Source organism: Deltaproteobacteria bacterium (assembly GCA_020845895.1).
Lineage (GTDB): Bacteria > Lernaellota > Lernaellaia > JACKCT01 > JACKCT01 > JADLEX01.
Map to the genome: position 1 here is coordinate 1 of JADLEX010000128.1, position 17262 is coordinate 17262.

At 63.9% G+C, this 17262-nt stretch carries 16 protein-coding genes; 9 read left to right on the forward strand and 7 right to left on the reverse strand.

Annotated elements, in window-relative coordinates; translation table 11 throughout:
• Positions 1 to 296: 296 nt before the first annotated feature.
• The 6 genes from IT350_17610 to IT350_17635 all read left to right on the forward strand — a co-directional run bounded on the left by IT350_17610 (position 297) and on the right by IT350_17635 (position 5386).
• The gene (locus IT350_17610) at positions 297 to 1154 is read left to right on the forward strand and encodes a D-amino acid aminotransferase (GenBank protein ID MCC6159874.1); all 858 of its coding nucleotides are present in this window, start codon (positions 297 to 299) and stop codon (positions 1152 to 1154) included.
• Between the two features lie 128 nt (positions 1155 to 1282).
• The gene (locus tag IT350_17615) at positions 1283 to 1792 is read left to right on the forward strand and encodes a peptidylprolyl isomerase (protein ID MCC6159875.1); all 510 of its coding nucleotides are present in this window, start codon (positions 1283 to 1285) and stop codon (positions 1790 to 1792) included.
• 194 nt (positions 1793 to 1986) lie between these two features.
• Positions 1987 to 2367, forward strand: a complete 381-nt coding sequence (locus IT350_17620) for an integration host factor subunit beta (GenBank protein MCC6159876.1) — start codon at positions 1987 to 1989, stop codon at positions 2365 to 2367.
• 124 nt (positions 2368 to 2491) lie between these two features.
• Positions 2492 to 3664, forward strand: coding sequence for an ADP-forming succinate--CoA ligase subunit beta (sucC, locus tag IT350_17625; GenBank protein ID MCC6159877.1), 1173 nt, complete (start codon positions 2492 to 2494; stop codon positions 3662 to 3664).
• Positions 3661 to 4533 (forward strand): succinate--CoA ligase subunit alpha, encoded by an 873-nt coding sequence (sucD, locus tag IT350_17630; GenBank protein MCC6159878.1) that lies wholly within the window; start codon positions 3661 to 3663, stop codon positions 4531 to 4533. Before sucC ends, sucD begins: the two co-directional genes overlap by 4 nt.
• A 31-nt stretch (positions 4534 to 4564) precedes the next feature.
• Positions 4565 to 5386: an AgmX/PglI C-terminal domain-containing protein gene (locus tag IT350_17635; GenBank protein ID MCC6159879.1), complete on the forward strand. Its 822-nt coding sequence runs from the start codon at positions 4565 to 4567 to the stop codon at positions 5384 to 5386.
• A gap of 12 nt (positions 5387 to 5398) precedes the next feature.
• Here IT350_17635 and IT350_17640 read toward each other — a convergent pair whose 3' ends face one another.
• Positions 5399 to 6208: a hypothetical protein gene (locus tag IT350_17640; GenBank protein ID MCC6159880.1), complete on the reverse strand. Its 810-nt coding sequence runs from the start codon at positions 6206 to 6208 to the stop codon at positions 5399 to 5401.
• A 111-nt stretch (positions 6209 to 6319) separates the two neighbouring features.
• Here IT350_17640 and IT350_17645 point away from each other — a divergent pair, with 111 nt between their 5' ends.
• Positions 6320 to 7882 carry a hypothetical protein gene (locus IT350_17645; GenBank protein MCC6159881.1) on the forward strand — a complete coding sequence of 521 codons (1563 nt, stop codon included), beginning with the start codon at positions 6320 to 6322 and terminating at the stop codon, positions 7880 to 7882.
• A 6-nt stretch (positions 7883 to 7888) separates the two neighbouring features.
• Here IT350_17645 and IT350_17650 read toward each other — a convergent pair whose 3' ends face one another.
• The 4 genes from IT350_17650 to IT350_17665 are packed head-to-tail and all read right to left on the reverse strand — an operon-like array spanning position 7889 to position 13360.
• Positions 7889 to 9868, reverse strand: a complete 1980-nt coding sequence (locus IT350_17650; protein ID MCC6159882.1) for an ABC-F family ATP-binding cassette domain-containing protein — start codon at positions 9866 to 9868, stop codon at positions 7889 to 7891.
• Entirely contained in the window at positions 9865 to 11697 is a 1833-nt protein-coding gene (locus tag IT350_17655; GenBank protein ID MCC6159883.1) for a glycosyltransferase family 39 protein, read from the reverse strand. The genes IT350_17650 and IT350_17655 overlap by 4 nt, the downstream gene beginning before the upstream one ends.
• A gap of 11 nt (positions 11698 to 11708) precedes the next feature.
• On the reverse strand, positions 11709 to 12173 hold the full coding sequence (locus IT350_17660) for a hypothetical protein (GenBank protein ID MCC6159884.1): 465 nt from the start codon (positions 12171 to 12173) through the stop codon (positions 11709 to 11711).
• Positions 12170 to 13360: an ArsA family ATPase gene (locus tag IT350_17665; GenBank protein MCC6159885.1), complete on the reverse strand. Its 1191-nt coding sequence runs from the start codon at positions 13358 to 13360 to the stop codon at positions 12170 to 12172. Before IT350_17665 ends, IT350_17660 begins: the two co-directional genes overlap by 4 nt.
• A gap of 112 nt (positions 13361 to 13472) precedes the next feature.
• Between IT350_17665 and IT350_17670 the strand changes: the two genes are divergently transcribed.
• Both IT350_17670 and moaC read left to right on the forward strand, forming a co-directional pair.
• A complete protein-coding gene (locus IT350_17670) occupies positions 13473 to 14699 on the forward strand; it encodes a molybdopterin molybdotransferase MoeA (protein MCC6159886.1) in 1227 nt (408 codons plus the stop codon).
• The gene (moaC, locus tag IT350_17675) at positions 14696 to 15190 is read left to right on the forward strand and encodes a cyclic pyranopterin monophosphate synthase MoaC (protein MCC6159887.1); all 495 of its coding nucleotides are present in this window, start codon (positions 14696 to 14698) and stop codon (positions 15188 to 15190) included. The genes IT350_17670 and moaC overlap by 4 nt, the downstream gene beginning before the upstream one ends.
• A gap of 127 nt (positions 15191 to 15317) precedes the next feature.
• Here the strand turns inward: moaC and IT350_17680 are convergent, their stop codons facing one another.
• Together IT350_17680 and IT350_17685 are read right to left on the reverse strand one after the other, a co-directional pair.
• Positions 15318 to 15836, reverse strand: a complete 519-nt coding sequence (locus tag IT350_17680) for a 3-isopropylmalate dehydratase small subunit (protein MCC6159888.1) — start codon at positions 15834 to 15836, stop codon at positions 15318 to 15320.
• Positions 15837 to 15881: 45 nt separating this feature from the next.
• Positions 15882 to 17159, reverse strand: a complete 1278-nt coding sequence (locus tag IT350_17685; protein MCC6159889.1) for a 3-isopropylmalate dehydratase large subunit — start codon at positions 17157 to 17159, stop codon at positions 15882 to 15884.
• Between the last annotated feature and the right edge of the window lie 103 nt (positions 17160 to 17262).

Consider the following 17262-nt stretch of genomic DNA (forward strand, 5'->3'; position numbering starts at 1 on the left):
CCAGGAGACTGGCGAAGTCCCCGAATTCCCTCCCGAGGCTCGACTCGGCCGTCCTGTACGCCGCCAACTAACAAATTCCGACTGACCGCAAGCCTCACCGTGTCGAGTCAAAGGGCCAAAGACGAGAGCCGGGGACACCCATCGCTACGCGCTGGGATGTCCCCGGCTTTTTCCCACACATCGCGAGGCGCTCAAGTACGAGTGACGCTCGCGGCGGTTCGGTGATGGGTGTTCTTGTGTCCCCCCGGATTTCCCTCTAAAAGGGCGGTCCGAATTCCATCCGACGGAGTGAATCGATGCCCGAGCTGGCGTACGTCAACGGAAAATACGGACCGATCGAGGAAGCCGTCGTCTCCATCGACGATCGGGGCTACCAGTTCGGCGACGGCGTTTACGAGGTTCTCTACGTCTTCGGCGGTCGGCTGTTTCTTTTCGACGAACACCTCGTCCGCCTGAAAATGAGCCTGGACGGCATTGCCATTCGCGGCGTGGACATGGACGAGGTGCGCGCGGTCATGATTGAGATGGTGGCGCGCTCGGGATTCGATCGCGCGAAACTGTACTACTGCGTGACACGCGGAGTCGCGCCGCGCAATCATCCGTATCCCGCCGGTGTGAAGCCGTCGATTCACGCCACGATCCGCCCGGTCACGCCGCCGCCCTCCGAAGAGATCGCCAAGGGCCTTCGCGCGGTGACCATCGCGGACTTTCGCTGGGGACGATGTGACCTCAAAACGCTCAACCTGCTCGGCAACGTGCTCGCTAAGCAGCAGGCGCTGGACAGCGGGTTCGATGAAGCGATTTTCTACGGCCCGGACGGCGTCGTGCGCGAGGCTACCGCGGCCAACGCCTTTGCGGTGGATGGCGGCGTCGTGTACACGTATCCCCTCGGTCCGCACATCCTGCCGGGCATCACGCGCGATCTGGTGATGAAACTCGGACGTGAAATCGGTGTCCCGATACGCGAAGAGGGTTTGACGCTCGACAAGTTCCGCCGCGCCGACGAGGTCTTTCTCACAGGCACGACGGCGGAGCTGATCGCGATCACGCAGCTCGACGGCGAAACCGTCGGATCGGGCGGCACGGGACCCGTCACCACGCGGCTGCGCGCCGCGTACGACCAGTACGTCGAATCGTTTCTCGCGTCCGCGTAGCGCGGGCGTCAGAATATCGCAGGAGGAGCAAGATGAGTTTCCGATCCACTCTCGCGGCGTTCACCGCGCTGGTTCTGTTCGCGGCGGTCGCGGCGGGCCCGGCGTCCGCCGGACAACTGGGGAAGGGCATGTACGCAATCTTTCACACGACGCAGGGCGATTTCACGGTCAAGCTGTTTCCCGACAAGGCGCCGAAGACCGTGGAAAACTTCGTCGGTCTCGCCACCGGCACGAAGGAATACAAGGACATCAAGACGGGCGCGGCGAAAAAGGGCAACTTCTATGACGGCCTGATCTTCCACCGGGTCATTCCCGACTTCATGATCCAGGGCGGCGATCCCGAGGGCACCGGCCGCGGCGGCCCGGGCTACAAGTTCGGCGACGAGTTCGATCCGTCGCTCAAGTTCGACAAGGTTGGCCTGCTCGCCATGGCAAACGCGGGGCCCGGCACCAACGGCAGCCAGTTCTTCGTCACCGTCAAGGCGACGCCGTGGCTGACCGGCAAGCACACGATCTTCGGCGAAGTGGTCGATGGCTACAACATTGTCGAGAAGGTCTCGAAGGTGCAAACCGGCGCGCAGGACCGGCCGGCGACACCCGTCGTCATCAACAAGCTGGAGATCAAAGAGGTCAAGTAACCTCGCATCCGACGTGAACTTGAAGGGCCGGGGGCGACTCCGGCCCTTTTGCGTATTCACCGTCGCCCGGAGCCATGGGTTTCGCTGAAAAATTCGGGAGATACGCCCGTTTCGGTTCCGAATTCGCGCTTGACACTCGAAAACCCGGGGCGTAACTTCGAATATCATCACTTTCAGGTAGATTTTGGCCGGTCATGAACAAGTCCGAGCTGATTGCGGCCTTGTCAACGGCGGACGGCGTTTCCGAGAAGAAGGCCGCGCAGGTGCTCGAGCTCATTCTCGACGAGATGACCGAGGCGCTCAAACGCGGCGAACGCATCGAGATCCGTGGATTCGGCTCACTCATCGTCAAGCAGTATCCGACCTATCAGGGCCGTAACCCTCGTTCACGGGAGACCATTACCGTCGAGGGTAAACGCCTGCCCCATTTCAAGGTCGGCAAGGAATTGCGCGCGCGAATTAACCGTCCGATTCGTTCCGAATCGGACGCGGAAGCCGTGACCAACCGGGCGACATCCTCATCGGCCATTCCTGATCCCCAACCTGGTTCGGGAGATCCGCCGGAGACCGACTGACGAAAATCCGCCGCGAACCCGGCGGAAATATTGAAAAATTCCCTGACCCGCCCTAAGCTCCCGCGCACTTTACGGCTGTATCCGGTTTCCACAACGCACCAGGGTTGCACGATGGGGTTGCACGATGAAGATTCATGAATACCAGGCGAAGGAGCTGCTTCGCAGGCACGGAGTGCCCACTCCGGAGGGTCGGTATGTCGACCATCCAGCGGGCGCGTATCCGGCGGCGCGGCAATTGGGCGGCGATGTGTTCGTGGTCAAGGCGCAGATTCACGCCGGCGGCCGCGGCAAGGGCGGCGGCGTCAAGGTCGTCAAGTCGATCGACGAAGTCACGACGGCGGCGGAGAAAATCTTCGGCATGACGCTCGTGACGCCGCAGACGGGCCCCGAGGGAAAGGTCGTCCATCGACTTCTGATCGAAAAGGGAATCGACATCGCCAAGGAGCTGTACTTCAGCATCCTCGTCGATCGCGAACGCCAGTGCCCCGTGCTCATGGCGAGCGTCGAAGGCGGCATGGATATCGAAGAGGTCGCCGCGAAAAACCCGGAGGCGATCGTCACGGTCGCGATCGATCCGCTCGTCGGTTGGTCGGGCTACGTGGGGCGCAAACTCGCTTACGGGCTCGGCCTCGCGGACGACGTGACGAAAAAGCTCGTGGCCTTCGCGGAAGCCGCCTACAAGGCGTTCGAGGGGCTCGACTGCTCGCTGCTCGAGGTCAATCCGCTCGTCGTGACGAAGCAGAATGAGGTGCTCGCGCTCGATGCGAAGGTCACGTTCGACGACAACGCCCTCGGGCTGCACAAGGAATACGCGGCGCTGCGCGATTTCGAGGAAGAGGAACCGCTCGAAATTCTCGCCGACCGTTACGGCGTCGACTACGTGAAGATGGACGGCGGCATCGGCTGCCTCGTCAACGGCGCCGGGCTTGCGATGGGGACGATGGACATCATCCTCAAGTGCGGCGGGCGGCCCGCGAACTTCCTCGACATCAAGGGCGGCGCGAATGTTCAGAACGTCATCCGCGCGTTCACGCTCCTGATGGCCGACACGAATGTGAAGGCCGTCCTCATCAACATCTTCGGCGGCATCGTCAAATGCGACATGGTCGCGAACGGCATCCTCGAGGCGATGAAGCATGTTCAGGTGAACGTGCCGGTGGTCGTGCGCCTGTCCGGAACGAACTCGGATCAGGCGAAAGAGATTCTGAAAAACGCCGACTTCCCGTTCATCACCGCCGACAATCTGCTCGACGCTGCGCAAAGAGCCGTGAAGGCCGAGAAAGGAGCGCTGTCATGAGCGTTCTCGTCAACAAAAACAGCCGCATTGTCGTGCAGGGCCTCACCGGCAAGGAAGGCACGTTTCACGCGCGGCAATGCATCGCGTATGGGACGAACGTCGTCGCGGGCGTCACGCCGGGCAAAGGCGGCTCGGATGTGGACGGTATCCCCGTCTTCAACACGGTCGCCGACGCGGTGAAGAAGACCGATGCGAATGTGGCGCTCATCTTCGTTCCGCCGTTCTTCGCGGCCGACGCGATTCTCGAGGCGGCCGACGCGGGCGTTTCGCTCATCGTCACCATCACCGAGGGGATCCCCGTTCGCCACATGGTGCGCGCGATGGCGTCGCTGCGCGGACGCAACGTGCGCGTGATCGGTCCCAATTGCCCCGGCATCATTACCCCCGGCGAGGCGAAGGTCGGCATCATGCCGGGTCACATCCACATGCCGGGCAAAATCGGCGTCGTTTCGCGAAGCGGCACCCTCACGTATGAGGCGGTCGATCAGCTCACCGCGCTGGGGATCGGCCAGTCCACCTGTATCGGCATCGGCGGCGACCCCATCATCGGGACCAATTTCATCGACGCGCTGCGTCTTTTCCAGGACGACCCGGACACGGACGGCGTGGTGATGATCGGGGAAATCGGCGGCGCGGCGGAGGAAAACGCGGCGCAATTCGTCAAGGAATACGTGAAAAAGCCGATAGTATCCTTTATCGCGGGACTTTCGGCGCCTCCGGGCAAACGCATGGGCCATGCCGGGGCGATCATTTCCGGCGGCAAGGGCGGCGCGCGCGAAAAGCTCAAGGCGCTCGAGTCGGCCGGCGTCCACGTGGTCGAGGATCCGAGTGCGATCGGCGTCACGATGAAAAAGGCGCTCGGTCTGTGATATACTGGCCCGGAATTTGGAGCGTATGCCCATGACGCAGCGGCATTCGACAATCTGGACGATGGCGGCGATTCTCGTCGCCGCCCTCGTTTTGCCGGCAATCGGCGGCGAGGTGTTCGGATCGTTCGGTTCCCGCTCCTGGGCGGGTCCGACGGTCGGACCGTCGATCCCCACCACCTCGACCACGACGGTCTCGACGACCACGAGCGCGACGCCCACGACGACCATTCCGCCGGGCGAGGTGGAAACCATCGAGGTGATCGGCCTCGAAGTGACCGCCGAGGACACGCAGAAACTCAAAAAGCAGCTCGAAAACAGTGACATGAAGGTCGAAGCCGAGGTCCAGACTGAAAACAAGATCAAGGACCAGCAGATCGACGTGGATCACGACTCCGGCTCCGGCGTCGCGGCGGTGACGACCTCGACAAAAGAAGGCGATGACCTGAAGTCCGGCAAAGTGGACGTGGACATTTCCGAGGCGATCGGCACGCTCGGCGACGTCACCATCGGCGACAAAAAGGGTCATCGCATCATGTTCGGCGAGGTGATGGCCGATGACGGCGGCGGGCTGAACCAGAAGATGATCGTCAAGGTGATTCAGGCGAACCTGGGCGGAATCCGCAACTGCTACGAACGCGTGCTGAAGTTCGACGCCAATGTCCACGGTCGGTTCAATGTCGAAATCGGCGTTGCGGCCGACGGCGCCGTCAGCAACGTCAAGACGCTTGAAGACACCGTGCGCAACCGCGAACTCACCGAGTGCATGGTTGCGAAGATCCAGCGCTGGCGCTTTCCGGAGTCTCCGGAACCGTTCCAGTTCAGCTATCCGTTCAATTTCGTGCAGTCGTTCTGACGCGCGACGTTCTCAGCGCTCTTCCGGGGCAACATCCTGATAGGCGAAGGGCAAGGTCTCGGGTTTCAACCCCAGGACCTGCGTGATGAGCAGCCCTTCCTTGAGGGTCAGCGGCTCAAAGCACAGCCACGTTGCGACCGTCTTGACCGGAGGAGCCGGTGCCTGGGTCTCCGCGTCCGGCTCGCCTTTCTTCTTTGAAGCTCTCGGTGTCGGTTTGGCTGCCGGTGGCCACTCGGCCGGCGGCTTTTCGTAGGTGCGCACGATCATCGCGAGATCGCGGTGCGTCGTGAGAAAGACGCGTTCGATCTGCGTTGCAGACTGCGGATCCGTGAGTCGTTCGACGAAGCCTCTCATGGCCTGCGGAAAATTCACCGCCACGCGCACGTCGACGTTGTTCTCGATCAGCGATTGCCACTGTTGTACCGGAATGGTGATGAACGGCGTCTTGTCCGACGCCGCTTCGCCCGCCACGGTGGCCCATGGATAGCCGACCTTGTGGAACGCATCGATCTGATGGGGACCGGCCTGCGTCTCCCAGACGTCGAGGTAGCCGTCGCGGTCGAAGTCGCGTTCGGCGATCGTGCGGTTGTGCAATTCCAGTCGATTCTCGGCCTCGGTACGCTCGACCTCGAGCTTGAAAAAAATCGCGCCGACCAGAGCGGCGATCGAGAACAGGACGAAGAGACCCAGCGAGGTGTCCCGCGAACGCACCGCGGCCGCGTAGTGCCGCTCGCAGAAGTACCGCTCGTCCGTCGGAAAAAGGTGCAGCTTGCGTGTCGAGACCATGTCCGCGCGCGCGCCGCAGACCCGGCAAACGGCCATGTTTTCACTCCAAACTCATCGTGCCGTGACCGCGCCAGATTCGTCGCGGTTCCATCGGGTGTCAAGTCGACGGGGGGTCTCGCAAACGTCGCTGTGATATGATCGCACGGCATGTCGCACCATCCTTCCAAACCTTCGGTGCTCGATCCCATGCTGGTGGTCGTCGCCATTGTCTCGGCGACTCTCATTTTTCCCTTCGCGTTCGCGCCGCTCACGCGTGAAGCATCGCTCACGGCGCTCAACGGATCGGCACTCGTTCGCGGTACCCACGACGTGTCGAATTGCGTCATGGATGGAGAAGTCGGCGCCGCGCTCCTTGCGGCGGCGACGCTGACGTTCGGCCCGGAGCGACCGGCAGAAACGCTCGCCGCCGCGTTCGCGCTCTGGCACTGGATGACGTCGCTATTTCTCTATCTCGCGGCGCGAAAGGTCTTTTCGAAAGGGGGGGCGCTGGCGGCGTTGGTTTACGCCGCGACCATCGTCGCGGGAGGAGCGCGGAGCGTCTTTTCGCCCGTCGCACTTGCGGCGTTGCCCGTTGTGCTGGCGCTCGAATTCGCCGCCGCGGACCGCAAGGCCGCCCGCGTCGGATTCGGGTTCTTCGTCGGCGTGGGAATCGCATTTGCACGGGAAACGGTCGTCGTTGTCTCCGCGTACGCGTACGATCAATTTCGTAGAAACGCGGATCGACCAAACGATGAACGAAACCGATTCGGGGCGTGGGAGCTCGCCGGCGTTCTCGCCGGCCTGTGCGCCGTGATCGCGTTGGCCGGCCAAGGCCGAGACACGTTCGAAGCGCTCCGGGCCATCGTCGCGGCGCATTCCCGCGCGGCGTTTGCTCCGTTCGACCGAATGTTGACATCGGCGCTCGTCCTCGTTGCGGTAGCGACGTGGATCGCGCTCGGCGCGAAAACCGCCGCCGAAGCGTCGAGCAGGCGGCTCGTCGCGGGCGGCGCGATCGCGCTCTGGCTCGCGTCGTGTACACGTCCGCCGGTGGACCTCGCCGCTCTGTTGCCGCTCGCGGGGCTTGGCGCGCTCGCCGTCGCCGGCGCGTATTCCGCGCTGATGCGAACAGCCCCGTTTTCTCGTGCGACGCGCTGGTCCGCGCCACTCATTTGTGCGGGCATCCTGATCGCATCGCCATTACCGGGTGCAATCCGCTCGGTCGAATTCATCGGTCCGTACCTGCGCGGCGAGGATGTCGTCACGTATCACGGGCGTTTTTTCGAGCATGCAACAGACTTCGACGCAGCGCTCATGGTGGACGCCGCCAACTGGATCGCGGGTAACACGGGCGAGAACGACGTTGTCGCGGGTTGGGGTTCGGAGCCCGGCCTGTTCCTTTACTCCGAACGGGCCGCGATGTGCGGTTTCACGACCATCGTGCCGATTCTCGAGGGGAGGCCGGGCGAGGAAGGGCGGTTCGCGCGGTGCCTCGCCGACGAGCGTCCAAGGGTCATCGCGGCTGTGCGCAATCCGCGCAATTGGTCGGGCGGGTTCACGCTGTCGCGCGGTTACGGAATTTCTCAGCCGGAGGTGATTCGGAGCGTAATTCGAAAGGAATATCGCGGGGTGCAGCGGGTGGGCGGATTCGACCTGTACCTGCGAAACGACCTCTCGCCGAAACACGTGCCGCTCGCGACGATCTACGAATTAAACGTTCCGCGAGAGCCGTGATTTCGATCAAGTTTCCTCGTCCGCGATCTCGAATCGCGCGGAGGTCTTGGCGAGGTCTTCCTGCCGATGCTCCCAGCGCGCCATGAGTTCCTCGATCTTCGCCATGTTTTGCCGGTAACGCCGTGTGGCCTCGCCGGCCTCGCCGCTCCCGTCGAACTCCGGATCGGCCAACTTCGTCTCCAAGTCCTTCTGCTCGGCCTCCAGCGCGGCGATGCGTCCCTCCAGCTCCTCGATCGCTCGTTTGACGGGCCGCAGCGCCTTGTTGCGTTCCTCGATTCGCTGGGCTTGCGCGCGGCGCTCGTCCTTGCGGCTCCCGCGCTCCGCCGGGCGTGAATCGGGTTGCGTCGTAACCCGGGTGGGAGCGGCGGCGCGCGCGGCCTTTTGTGCGAGGTGGTACTCGTAATCGTCGAGATTGCCGGGGTAGATCGTCACGCCCGTGCCGTCGAGATCCCACAGCGTGGTGGCGAGCCGATTGATGAATGCGCGGTTGTGGCTGACGAACAGCAGCGTGCCGTCATAGGTTTCCAGCGCCTGCATCAACGCCTCGGTCGAGTAGAGGTCGAGGTGGTTCGTCGGTTCGTCCATCAGCAGCAAATTTCCGGGCTTCATCAGCAGTTTTGCGAGCACGACGCGCGCCTTTTCACCGCCCGAAAGCACGGCGCACGACTTGTCCACGTCGTCGCCCGAAAACAGGAACACGCCGCAAATCGTGCGAACTCGAGTCGGTCCCGCGCTGGGATCGACGCTTTGCACTTCCTGCAATATTGAGAGCCGTTGCGAGAGCTGGTCGCTGTGGTGCTGCGCGTAGTACGCCACGGCCACGTTGTGCCCGATCTCCACCGCGCCGGCGTCGGGGTTGAGTTCGCCCGCGATCATCCGCAGCAGCGTGGTCTTCCCGGCGCCGTTGCGCCCGACGATGGCGATGCGTTCCTGCCGCAACACCGTCAAATCGAGCTTGCGGAATAGCACATTGTCGCCGAACGCCTTGTCGAGTTTCACCACGCGGATCGCCTCGCGGCCCGAGCGCGGCGTCGGCGCAAACTCGAAGTCCAGCGTGCGGCGGTGGTTGGGCAATTCGATCCGTTCGAGCTTTTCGAGCCGTTTGACCCGGCTTTGCACCTGCCGCGCCTTCGTCGCCTTGTAGCGGAAGCGTTGGATGAATCGCTCGTTCTGCGCGATCATTCGCTCTTGGTTTTTCGCACGCGCTTCGAGCAGTTCGAGTTCCTGCTCGCGCAGTTCCAGGTACGACTCGAAATCGCCGGTGTACGAACGCAGTCCTTCGACCTCGAACGACAGCACCCGCTCGATCTGGCGATTCAGGAATTCGCGGTCGTGGCTGATGAGCAAAAACGCGCCGCCATAATCCTTGAGGTACTTCTCGAACCAGAGCAGCGACGGCACGTCGAGGTGGTTCGTCGGTTCGTCGAGCAACATCAGGTCGGGCTGCGTGAAGAGCAGTCCCGCCAAAATCGCGCGCATCTTCCAACCGCCCGAGAACTCGTGCAGCGGCCGGGAGAAGTCGCGCTCGCGAAAACCAAGCCCGACGAGAATCTTTTCGGCTTCGTGCGTAGCGAACATCGTCTCGAAGCGGTCGAGTTCTTCGTGCAGGTGGTAGAGCGTTTCAGACAGCTCCATCTGCTCATCGGTGTCGGCGCTGCCCGCCAGCTCGGCCTGCGTCTCGTCGAGTCGCCGCGTCAGCCCGTCGCGGCCCGGGGCGGCGGCGAGAACGACTTCGAGCAGGGGCGCGTCCTGAATCTCCTGCACGTCCTGCGGCAGATAGCCGATGCGCACGCCGCGAGTCCGCACGATGCGCCCGTTGTCGGGTTCCATCGTCCCCATGAGAAGCCGAAGCAACGTGGACTTGCCGGTGCCGTTGGGACCGATCACGCCGAGGCGGTCGCGCCGGCCGATGGTGAACGTGGCGGCGTCGAGAATCGTCTTCGATCCGAAGGCGAGGTGGACGTTATCGGCGACGAGGAGGCTCATATCGGGTTCGGTTCGAAGTGATACAGAAGAAAATTTCCGTCTTGGGCGGCCAATTTGCCGAACTGGAGCAGAAATTCCACCAGGAGATTTCTGGCGGGACCGTCGAGCGCCTTGTCTAGCGCACGCACGTCGAAAAAGAAATACGTCCAACCGCGTTTTGCAAATGCATCGCGGACATCACCGGGGGATTTCGCGCCATCGAGGACCTGGCGAATCGTATGGTCCTCGAAGATCGCATCGACATCGTGCGGCACGCGCAGCAGGTCGCGGAAGTTTCCGGTCATGGCGCACAACACGCGGTCGCCGCCGGTCGCTTGGGAGTTGAGGTGGAGATAGATCTTCCAACCAGGGATGCGCCGCCCTTGATATTCGGCGGCCGCTTCGGAAGAAATCGAGGCGGCAAAGGGATTCAGGCGGGCGAACTCGCGCGCCGTGAGCGCCGCGTTGCCCAGCAGGGCGAGGACCGTCGCACCAGCGACGACCGCTTTCGCGCGGGCGCGCATGTCGATGAGGTCACGCAACCCCGAGGCCGCGACCGGTGCCAAGAGCGCGAGCACGGGCAAGGCAAATCGGGCCTGATGCGAGCCGAAGAGGTACGAACAACACGCCGCGAGCGCGACGACGCCGAATCCCGGCGTGTGGAACTTCGAACGACGGATCGCGGCAACAAGCGCGCCGACGAAAAGCAGCATTGCGGCGGGACCGATCACGCCGTCATACCAAGTCGAACCGAATCGTCCCGTGAGCGAGAGCCGAAAGGGCAGCGCCACGAGGCTGGGGATCGAGTAACCCGCGCCGTAGCCGTGCAGGAACATGTCAAAGGAGCGCGCGCGCTCGGCATCCCAACCTGGTCCGCCGAAGATTTCGTACGCGAAGGGAAACACCGGATTTCCGACGGACAGAGCGTTTCTGAGAAGGAACGGCGAAGCGCATATCAGGGCACTGGAAGCATAGACGGCGAGGGCGCACGCAACTTCGCGCGGACGCTTGGACCGCGCGGTGAGCAGGATCGGCAGCGCGAGGAGCCCAACATAGAGCAGCGCCGTGTATTTGATCGAAACGGCGAGACCGGCGAAAACGCCGGCGACCGCAAGGTCGCGTACGCGAGAGTTATCCGAGAAGGCGTCGATGAGCGACATCGCGGCGGCGAGCGCCATGCAGAGCGTGAGATCGACATAAGAGGTTCCGGCGAAGACGATGCCAACGGGGGCTGACGCGAACGACGCGGCGACGATGAACGCGGGGAGGTCGCCCGCGCGGCTCCGGAGAACGTCGAAGAGCATCCACGCGGCGGCGACGCCGGTGAGCAGGTGGATTGTCGCGGGCGCACGTTCGCCGAGCAGGGCCATCGCGAGAGCGTGAACGATCTCGGCTCCCGCCGGGAAGAATCCGTAAACGTCGCCGACGGGGACGCCAAGCCCGCCCGAGTCGAGAATGCGCCGCGCAATCGGCAGGTGATAGACGAGCGCGTCGCGCGCGACGGGCGGCGCGGCCGCCATGAAGAGCGACGGCGCACACATCAGCGCGAGCGCGGCGGTCGCCCCGAGTTCGGTGCGCGAAACGTCTCCGAACACCCGGCGTCGTTGCGCCCACAGTGCCGTCAGCCCGCCGACACCGACCAGTTGAGCGATGACCTTGGCCACGGGCCAGGTGAGCAGCCCCAAGGCGGCGACGAGCGTGCCGACGAAACTGAGCGCGGCGAACGCCAACGCGAAGTCGAGTCCCGCGCCGCCCGTGTCGATGCGCAACACCCGTCGCAGGGCGTGTCCCAACCCGACGAGCGACGCCATGGCGGCGAAGGCGAAGACGGTTTGCACGGCGAGCGGCATGGCGGGGATGGCTATTCGACGTCGATGCGCGTGATCCGCTGGCGGCGTTGCTTCGCCGTGGCGGAGTCGTCGGACAGGGCGGCGAGTTCCGCCTGAAAGTATTTGATGAGCCCCTGAATCGCCTCGACCTTGGCGAGGTCGGCCTGCGAATCGGCTGACTTCACGACGCGCTTCGCCTCGCCGTCGAGGACGCCGATGAGCTGTTCGATCGCCACCCGCTTTGCCGCGACGAGTTGTTCCTCGGGCGCGGATTCGGGAACCAGCGTGATGAGAAAGTCGAGTGTCGCGACCATGATGCGCAGGATGTGAAGCGGCAGGCCCAGCGCCTCGGTGCCGGTTTGTTCACCGAGACGCACGAAAACCGTCAGCGTTTCGCGCGCCGCGAGCAAAAATTCGCGCTCCGACGTCTTGATATGCCCGCGCGCCTTGTCGAAGGCCGCAAGAAAATCCGTGAGACTTTGGATTTCGGCGGTCACGCGTTTTTCTCGAAGGTGATGTGAAAGGCGGAGTTCTCGTATTTCGCGCGCGTCACGACATGGCCGATCAGCACGCGAGGCAAAATGATATGCCTCTGCAGATCGCCGACGCCGACAATCAGCTCATCGTGTTTGGCCCAAAGCTGAATGTCTTTTCGCTCGACGCCGGGCAGATGCAGCGCCATTTGGTATCGCCCGTCCGCTCCATCGAGGGTGAACGGTTTGCCGCGCCACAACACCTCGTTGGGCGCATAGCCGTTGTAAGTCGCGGCCGCCATCTCCGCGAGCCGGTCGAGGCCGAGCATCTCCGTGGGATAGAGCGCCGTGGAGAGGATCGGCAGCGGCGCGAACGCCTGATGGATGCGCTCCACGTACTCCTTCTGCAACCGTATCCAGTCTTTGAAAAAGCCCTTTCCCGCGGACGCGGGCAGGATCCGGTTCGTCATCACCGCGTCGACGGGAAAGCCGAATAGCGACAGGTAGGTGTGCGCGCGCTGCGTCTCCTGAACGACGATCTTTTCGGGATTCGTGACCAGGCGGATCGACGCGCGGTCGGGATCGGTGAGCAGGTCACGCACTTTCATCACGCGCGCGTAGATGTTTTCGACGTTGGAGTAGACCTCCTTGTCGGGCATCGGCGCCTTGATGACGCGCTCGGCGATCGGTTTGATCGCCAGCGCGATGCGTTTTTCGATGTCGTAGAACTTCTCCATGTACCACTGGAGCACGTCGGCGAGACCGAGGAGCTGAAGGGTCGATCCGGTCGGTGCGCAGTCGATGATCGCCACGTCGTATTCGCCGCTCTCCTCCAGGTCGAGCAGCTTGATAAGCGCGAAAAGGTCCTCCATGCCGGGCACGACCGCCAGTTCCTCGGCCACCGGCTCCTGATAGCCGCGCGCGGCGAGGAACTGCGTGAGATACCGTTGAATGCGCCCCCAGTGACGACGCAGTTCGACGTTGACGCTGACCTCCTGCGCGGTGAGGTTCGGCTCGATGGTCTTGGGTTCGCCGCCGATCGTCGTGTCGAGCACGTCGGCGAGCGAATGCGCCGCGTCGGTGGAGAGGACAATGGTGCGCAGCCCCCGCCGGGCGCACGCCACGGCCGTCGCGGCGGACAGGGTCGTCTTGCCGACTCCGCCCTTGCCGGTGAACAAAATGACGCGCATCGGCGTGGATGGGGTTGTCATGGGGGGCGCACATTAGCACCCCAATTGGCGATTTCAAAGAGTTGTGCGGGTGAGCCGGACGACGGCGTAGACGAGTTCGCGCGAAGCCATATACTGCCCGCGAGAGGTTTGCATGGCCGCTTTCAGCATTGAGGAAGCCAAACTCGCCGTCCTGGAAAACGTGAGCGCGATCGGGATCGAGACGGTCGACCTTGCTGCGGCGCTCGGCCGGGCGCTCGGCGCTCCGATCGTTTCGGATTGCCACGTCCCTCCGGCGGATAACGCGGGCATGGACGGCATCGCGGTGCGTTGGGAAGACACCCGCGACGCGTCGCCGGAGCGGCCCGTGCGGCTGCGGCTTTTGGGGACGATCGGGGCGGGGCAGGTGACGGACCTCGTCGTCACGGCGACCTGCGCCGCGAAGATCATGACCGGCGCGGCCGTGCCGCCCGGCGCGGACGCCGTGATTCCGGTCGAGGACGTGGAATACGAAGGAGCGCACGCGGTGGTGCGCCGGGGCGCGAGGCTTGGCGATCACGTGCGCCCGATGGGCGAAGACGTGAAGGCGGGGCAGCGCGTTTTCGACATCGGCGCGGAACTCACCTCCGCGCACATCGGCGTGCTCGCTTCGCTCGGCGTCGCCACGGTGCCGGTCGGCAAACGGCCGCGCGTAGCGATCATCGCGACGGGGTCCGAGCTCGTGGCTGTGTCCCAGACGCCGGGGCGCGGCCAAATCCGCAACTCGAACAGCCCGGCGCTGGTCGCGGCGGCGATGGCTGCCGGTGCGATCGCCGAGGATCTGGGCCACGCGCCGGACGATTTGGCGAAGATCACGGAGCGCCTTCTCGGCGCGGTCGTGTCGCACGACATCGTCATCAGCTCGGGCGGCGTGTCGGTGGGGGAGTTCGATTTCGTCAAGAGCGCGATGAAGAACCTCGGCGTGGAACTTCGCTTCGACAAGGTCGCGCAAAAACCCGGCAAACCCATGTCGTACGGCCGCATCGGCGAACGCACGCACGTCTTCGGCCTGCCGGGAAATCCCGCGGCGGCGCTCGTGTGTTTTCACGTTTACCTCAAGCCTTTGATCCGACGATTGCAGGGATTTGCTGACATCGAGACGCCGATGGCGTGGGGCCGCCTCGTTGGGCGTTTGGCCTCGAAGGGCCGGCCGAGTTTCGCCCGCGTGATCCCCGAGGCGACGCCGGAAGGTTACCGGGTGCATCTCGCGGGTTCGCAGAGTTCGGGATTGCTGCTGCCGATGGCGCTCGGGCGCGCGCTGGCGCATTTCCCGGCGCGGGACGAACCATATGCCGACGGCGATCTCGTGCGCTTCCAATTTCTCGACGGAGGGGTGGGGTGACGGACGACGCGCGCTTCACGCATCTGGACGAACGCGGCGCGGCCCGAATGGTGGACGTGACCGGCAAGGGCGAGTCGGTGCGAACGGCCCGGGCGCGGGGCGAGATTGTGGTCGGTGCCGAGGCGTTCGCGCTGCTGCGCGACGGGCGCGTGCCCAAGGGCGACGTGCTGGCGGCGGCGCGCATCGCGGGGATCGGCGCGGCGAAACGCACGTGGGAACTCATCCCGCTGTGCCACCCCCTGCCGCTCGGCTCGGTCGAGATCGCATTTGCGCTCGACGACGCGCGTCACGCCGTCGAAATCGACTCGTTCGTGAAACTCACCGGGCAAACCGGGGTGGAGATGGAAGCGCTGACGGCGGTCGCGATCGCGGCGCTCACGATCTACGACATGTGCAAGTCGGTCAGCAAGGCCATGACGATCGGCTCGATCCGGCTTGTCGAAAAGACAGGCGGAAAGAGCGGCGACTACCGCTCGGAGCAGACGCCATGAAGAAGTGGATCGTCGATCTCTCGCGCGACACGATCTTCGGAACGGCGCTGTTTGTCGTGATCGTGATCCTCACGATCCTCTCGACCAAGACTGCGCAGTTTGTTTACGCGATGTTCTGAAGGACGAGCTACGCGTCGCGCAGATTGTCCATGGCGCGCAGGCGCTCACGCGTGTAGGGCACGAGTCCGCCTGCCGCGAAGAGATGTGCCATGAATTCGGGCATCGGCACGGCGTCGAACACCTTTCCCGACGTCGTCTTCACCTTTCCCGAACCCAAATCGACCTCGAGCATGTCGCCTTTTTCCACGGCGTCCACCGCCTCGGGGCAGATCACGACCGGCAGGCCGAGGTTCACCGCGTTGCGGTAGAAGATGCGCGCGAAGCTCTTGGCGACGATGCAGCCGACCTCGCAGCCCTGAATGGCGAGTGGGGCGTGTTCGCGGCTCGATCCGCAGCCGAAGTTTTCACCCGCGACGATGATGTCGCCCGGCTTCACGGACGTCGGAAAATCGGGATCGGCGACCTCCAGACAATTCGCGCCGAGCACCTTCGCATCGATGCTCGTGAGATACCGCGCCGCGATGATGACGTCGGTGTCGATGTCACGGCCGAACTTCCAGACCTTGCCTTTGAACACGGTTTGCATCGTCATTCGTCCAATGCACGGCGCGCCGCGCCGGTGAAAATTTCGTTACGCCACCTTGCGATTCGCGATGTCGGCCGGGTGCGTGATCCGCCCCGTGACCGCCGTCGCCGCCGCCACCGCGGGATTGGCGAGCCACACCTTGGCCTCGGGGTGCCCCATGCGTCCCACGTAATTGCGGTTCGTGGTGGAAAGGCACCGCTCGTCCTTGCCGAGTACGCCCATGTAGCCGCCCAGGCACGCGCCGCAACCCGGCGTCGAGACCACGCACCCCGCTTCGGCGAAGGTTTGGAGCAATCCGTCGCGGTTGGCGCGGATCCAGACTTCCTGACTGCCGGGAACGACGATCGTGCGCACGGCCACCTCGTGCCCGCGCATGACCGACGCGGCGAGGGCGAGGTCCTCATAGCGCCCGTTCGTACAGCTTCCGATATAGACCTGATCGACTTCCTGCCCGGCGACCTGGCTGATCGGCCGCGTGTTGCTGGGCAGCATGGGGCAGGCCACGGTGGGCTCGAGCGCCGACACGTCGATGTCGATATTGCGTTTGTAGATCGCGTCGGCATCGGGCGTGAACACGCGGAACTCGCGTGTCTTTCGAGCCTCACAGTATGCCTGAATCTTCTCGTCGGCCTGCATCAGGCCGGCTTTCGCGCCGGATTCGATGGCCATATTGCTGATCGTGAGGCGTCCCTCGATCGAGAGCGCCGCAATCGTTTCGCCTTCCCACTGGAGCGCCTCGTAGAGCGCGCCGTCGTCGCCGATCCGGCCGATCAGGTGCAGCACGAGATCCTTGGCGCCCACGAAATCGCCGAACGACCCCGTGACGCGCACCCGGGTCGTTTCGGGCACACGCAGCCACACGTCGCCCGTGGCCATTGAGCAGCCCACGTCGGTGCTGCCGAAACCCGAGGCGAACGCGCCGAGCGCGCCGTAGGTGCAGGTATGCGAGTCGCCGCCGACGATCAGGTCGCCGGGCAGGGCGATGCCCTTTTCGGGTAGCACGACGTGCTCCACGCCGCCCTTGCCGATCTCGAAGTAGTGTTTGATCGCGTATTTCTTCGCGAAATCGCGCATCACCTTGGCCATCTCGGCGGAGGCGATGTCCTTGTTCGGCGTGAAATGGCTGGAGACGAGCGCCACACGCTCGCGGTCGAACACGTCTTTCGCGCCGAGCTGCTTTTCGAAGACGCGGATGGCGGCGGGGGCGGTCACGTCATTCGCCATGACGAGATCCACCTTGGCGGTGACGAATTCGCCCGGCGACACGCGATCGCGGCCGGCGTGGGCGGCGATGATTTTTTCGGCGAGGGTCATGCCCGGCATGGTGTTCCTTTCGGCGGGGGTGTCGCCCCCGCGCTCTTGAACCGTAACAGACTCGTCGGGGCCGAAAAAGGAATCCACGTCAGGCGCGGGTGCTTTCCGCGTC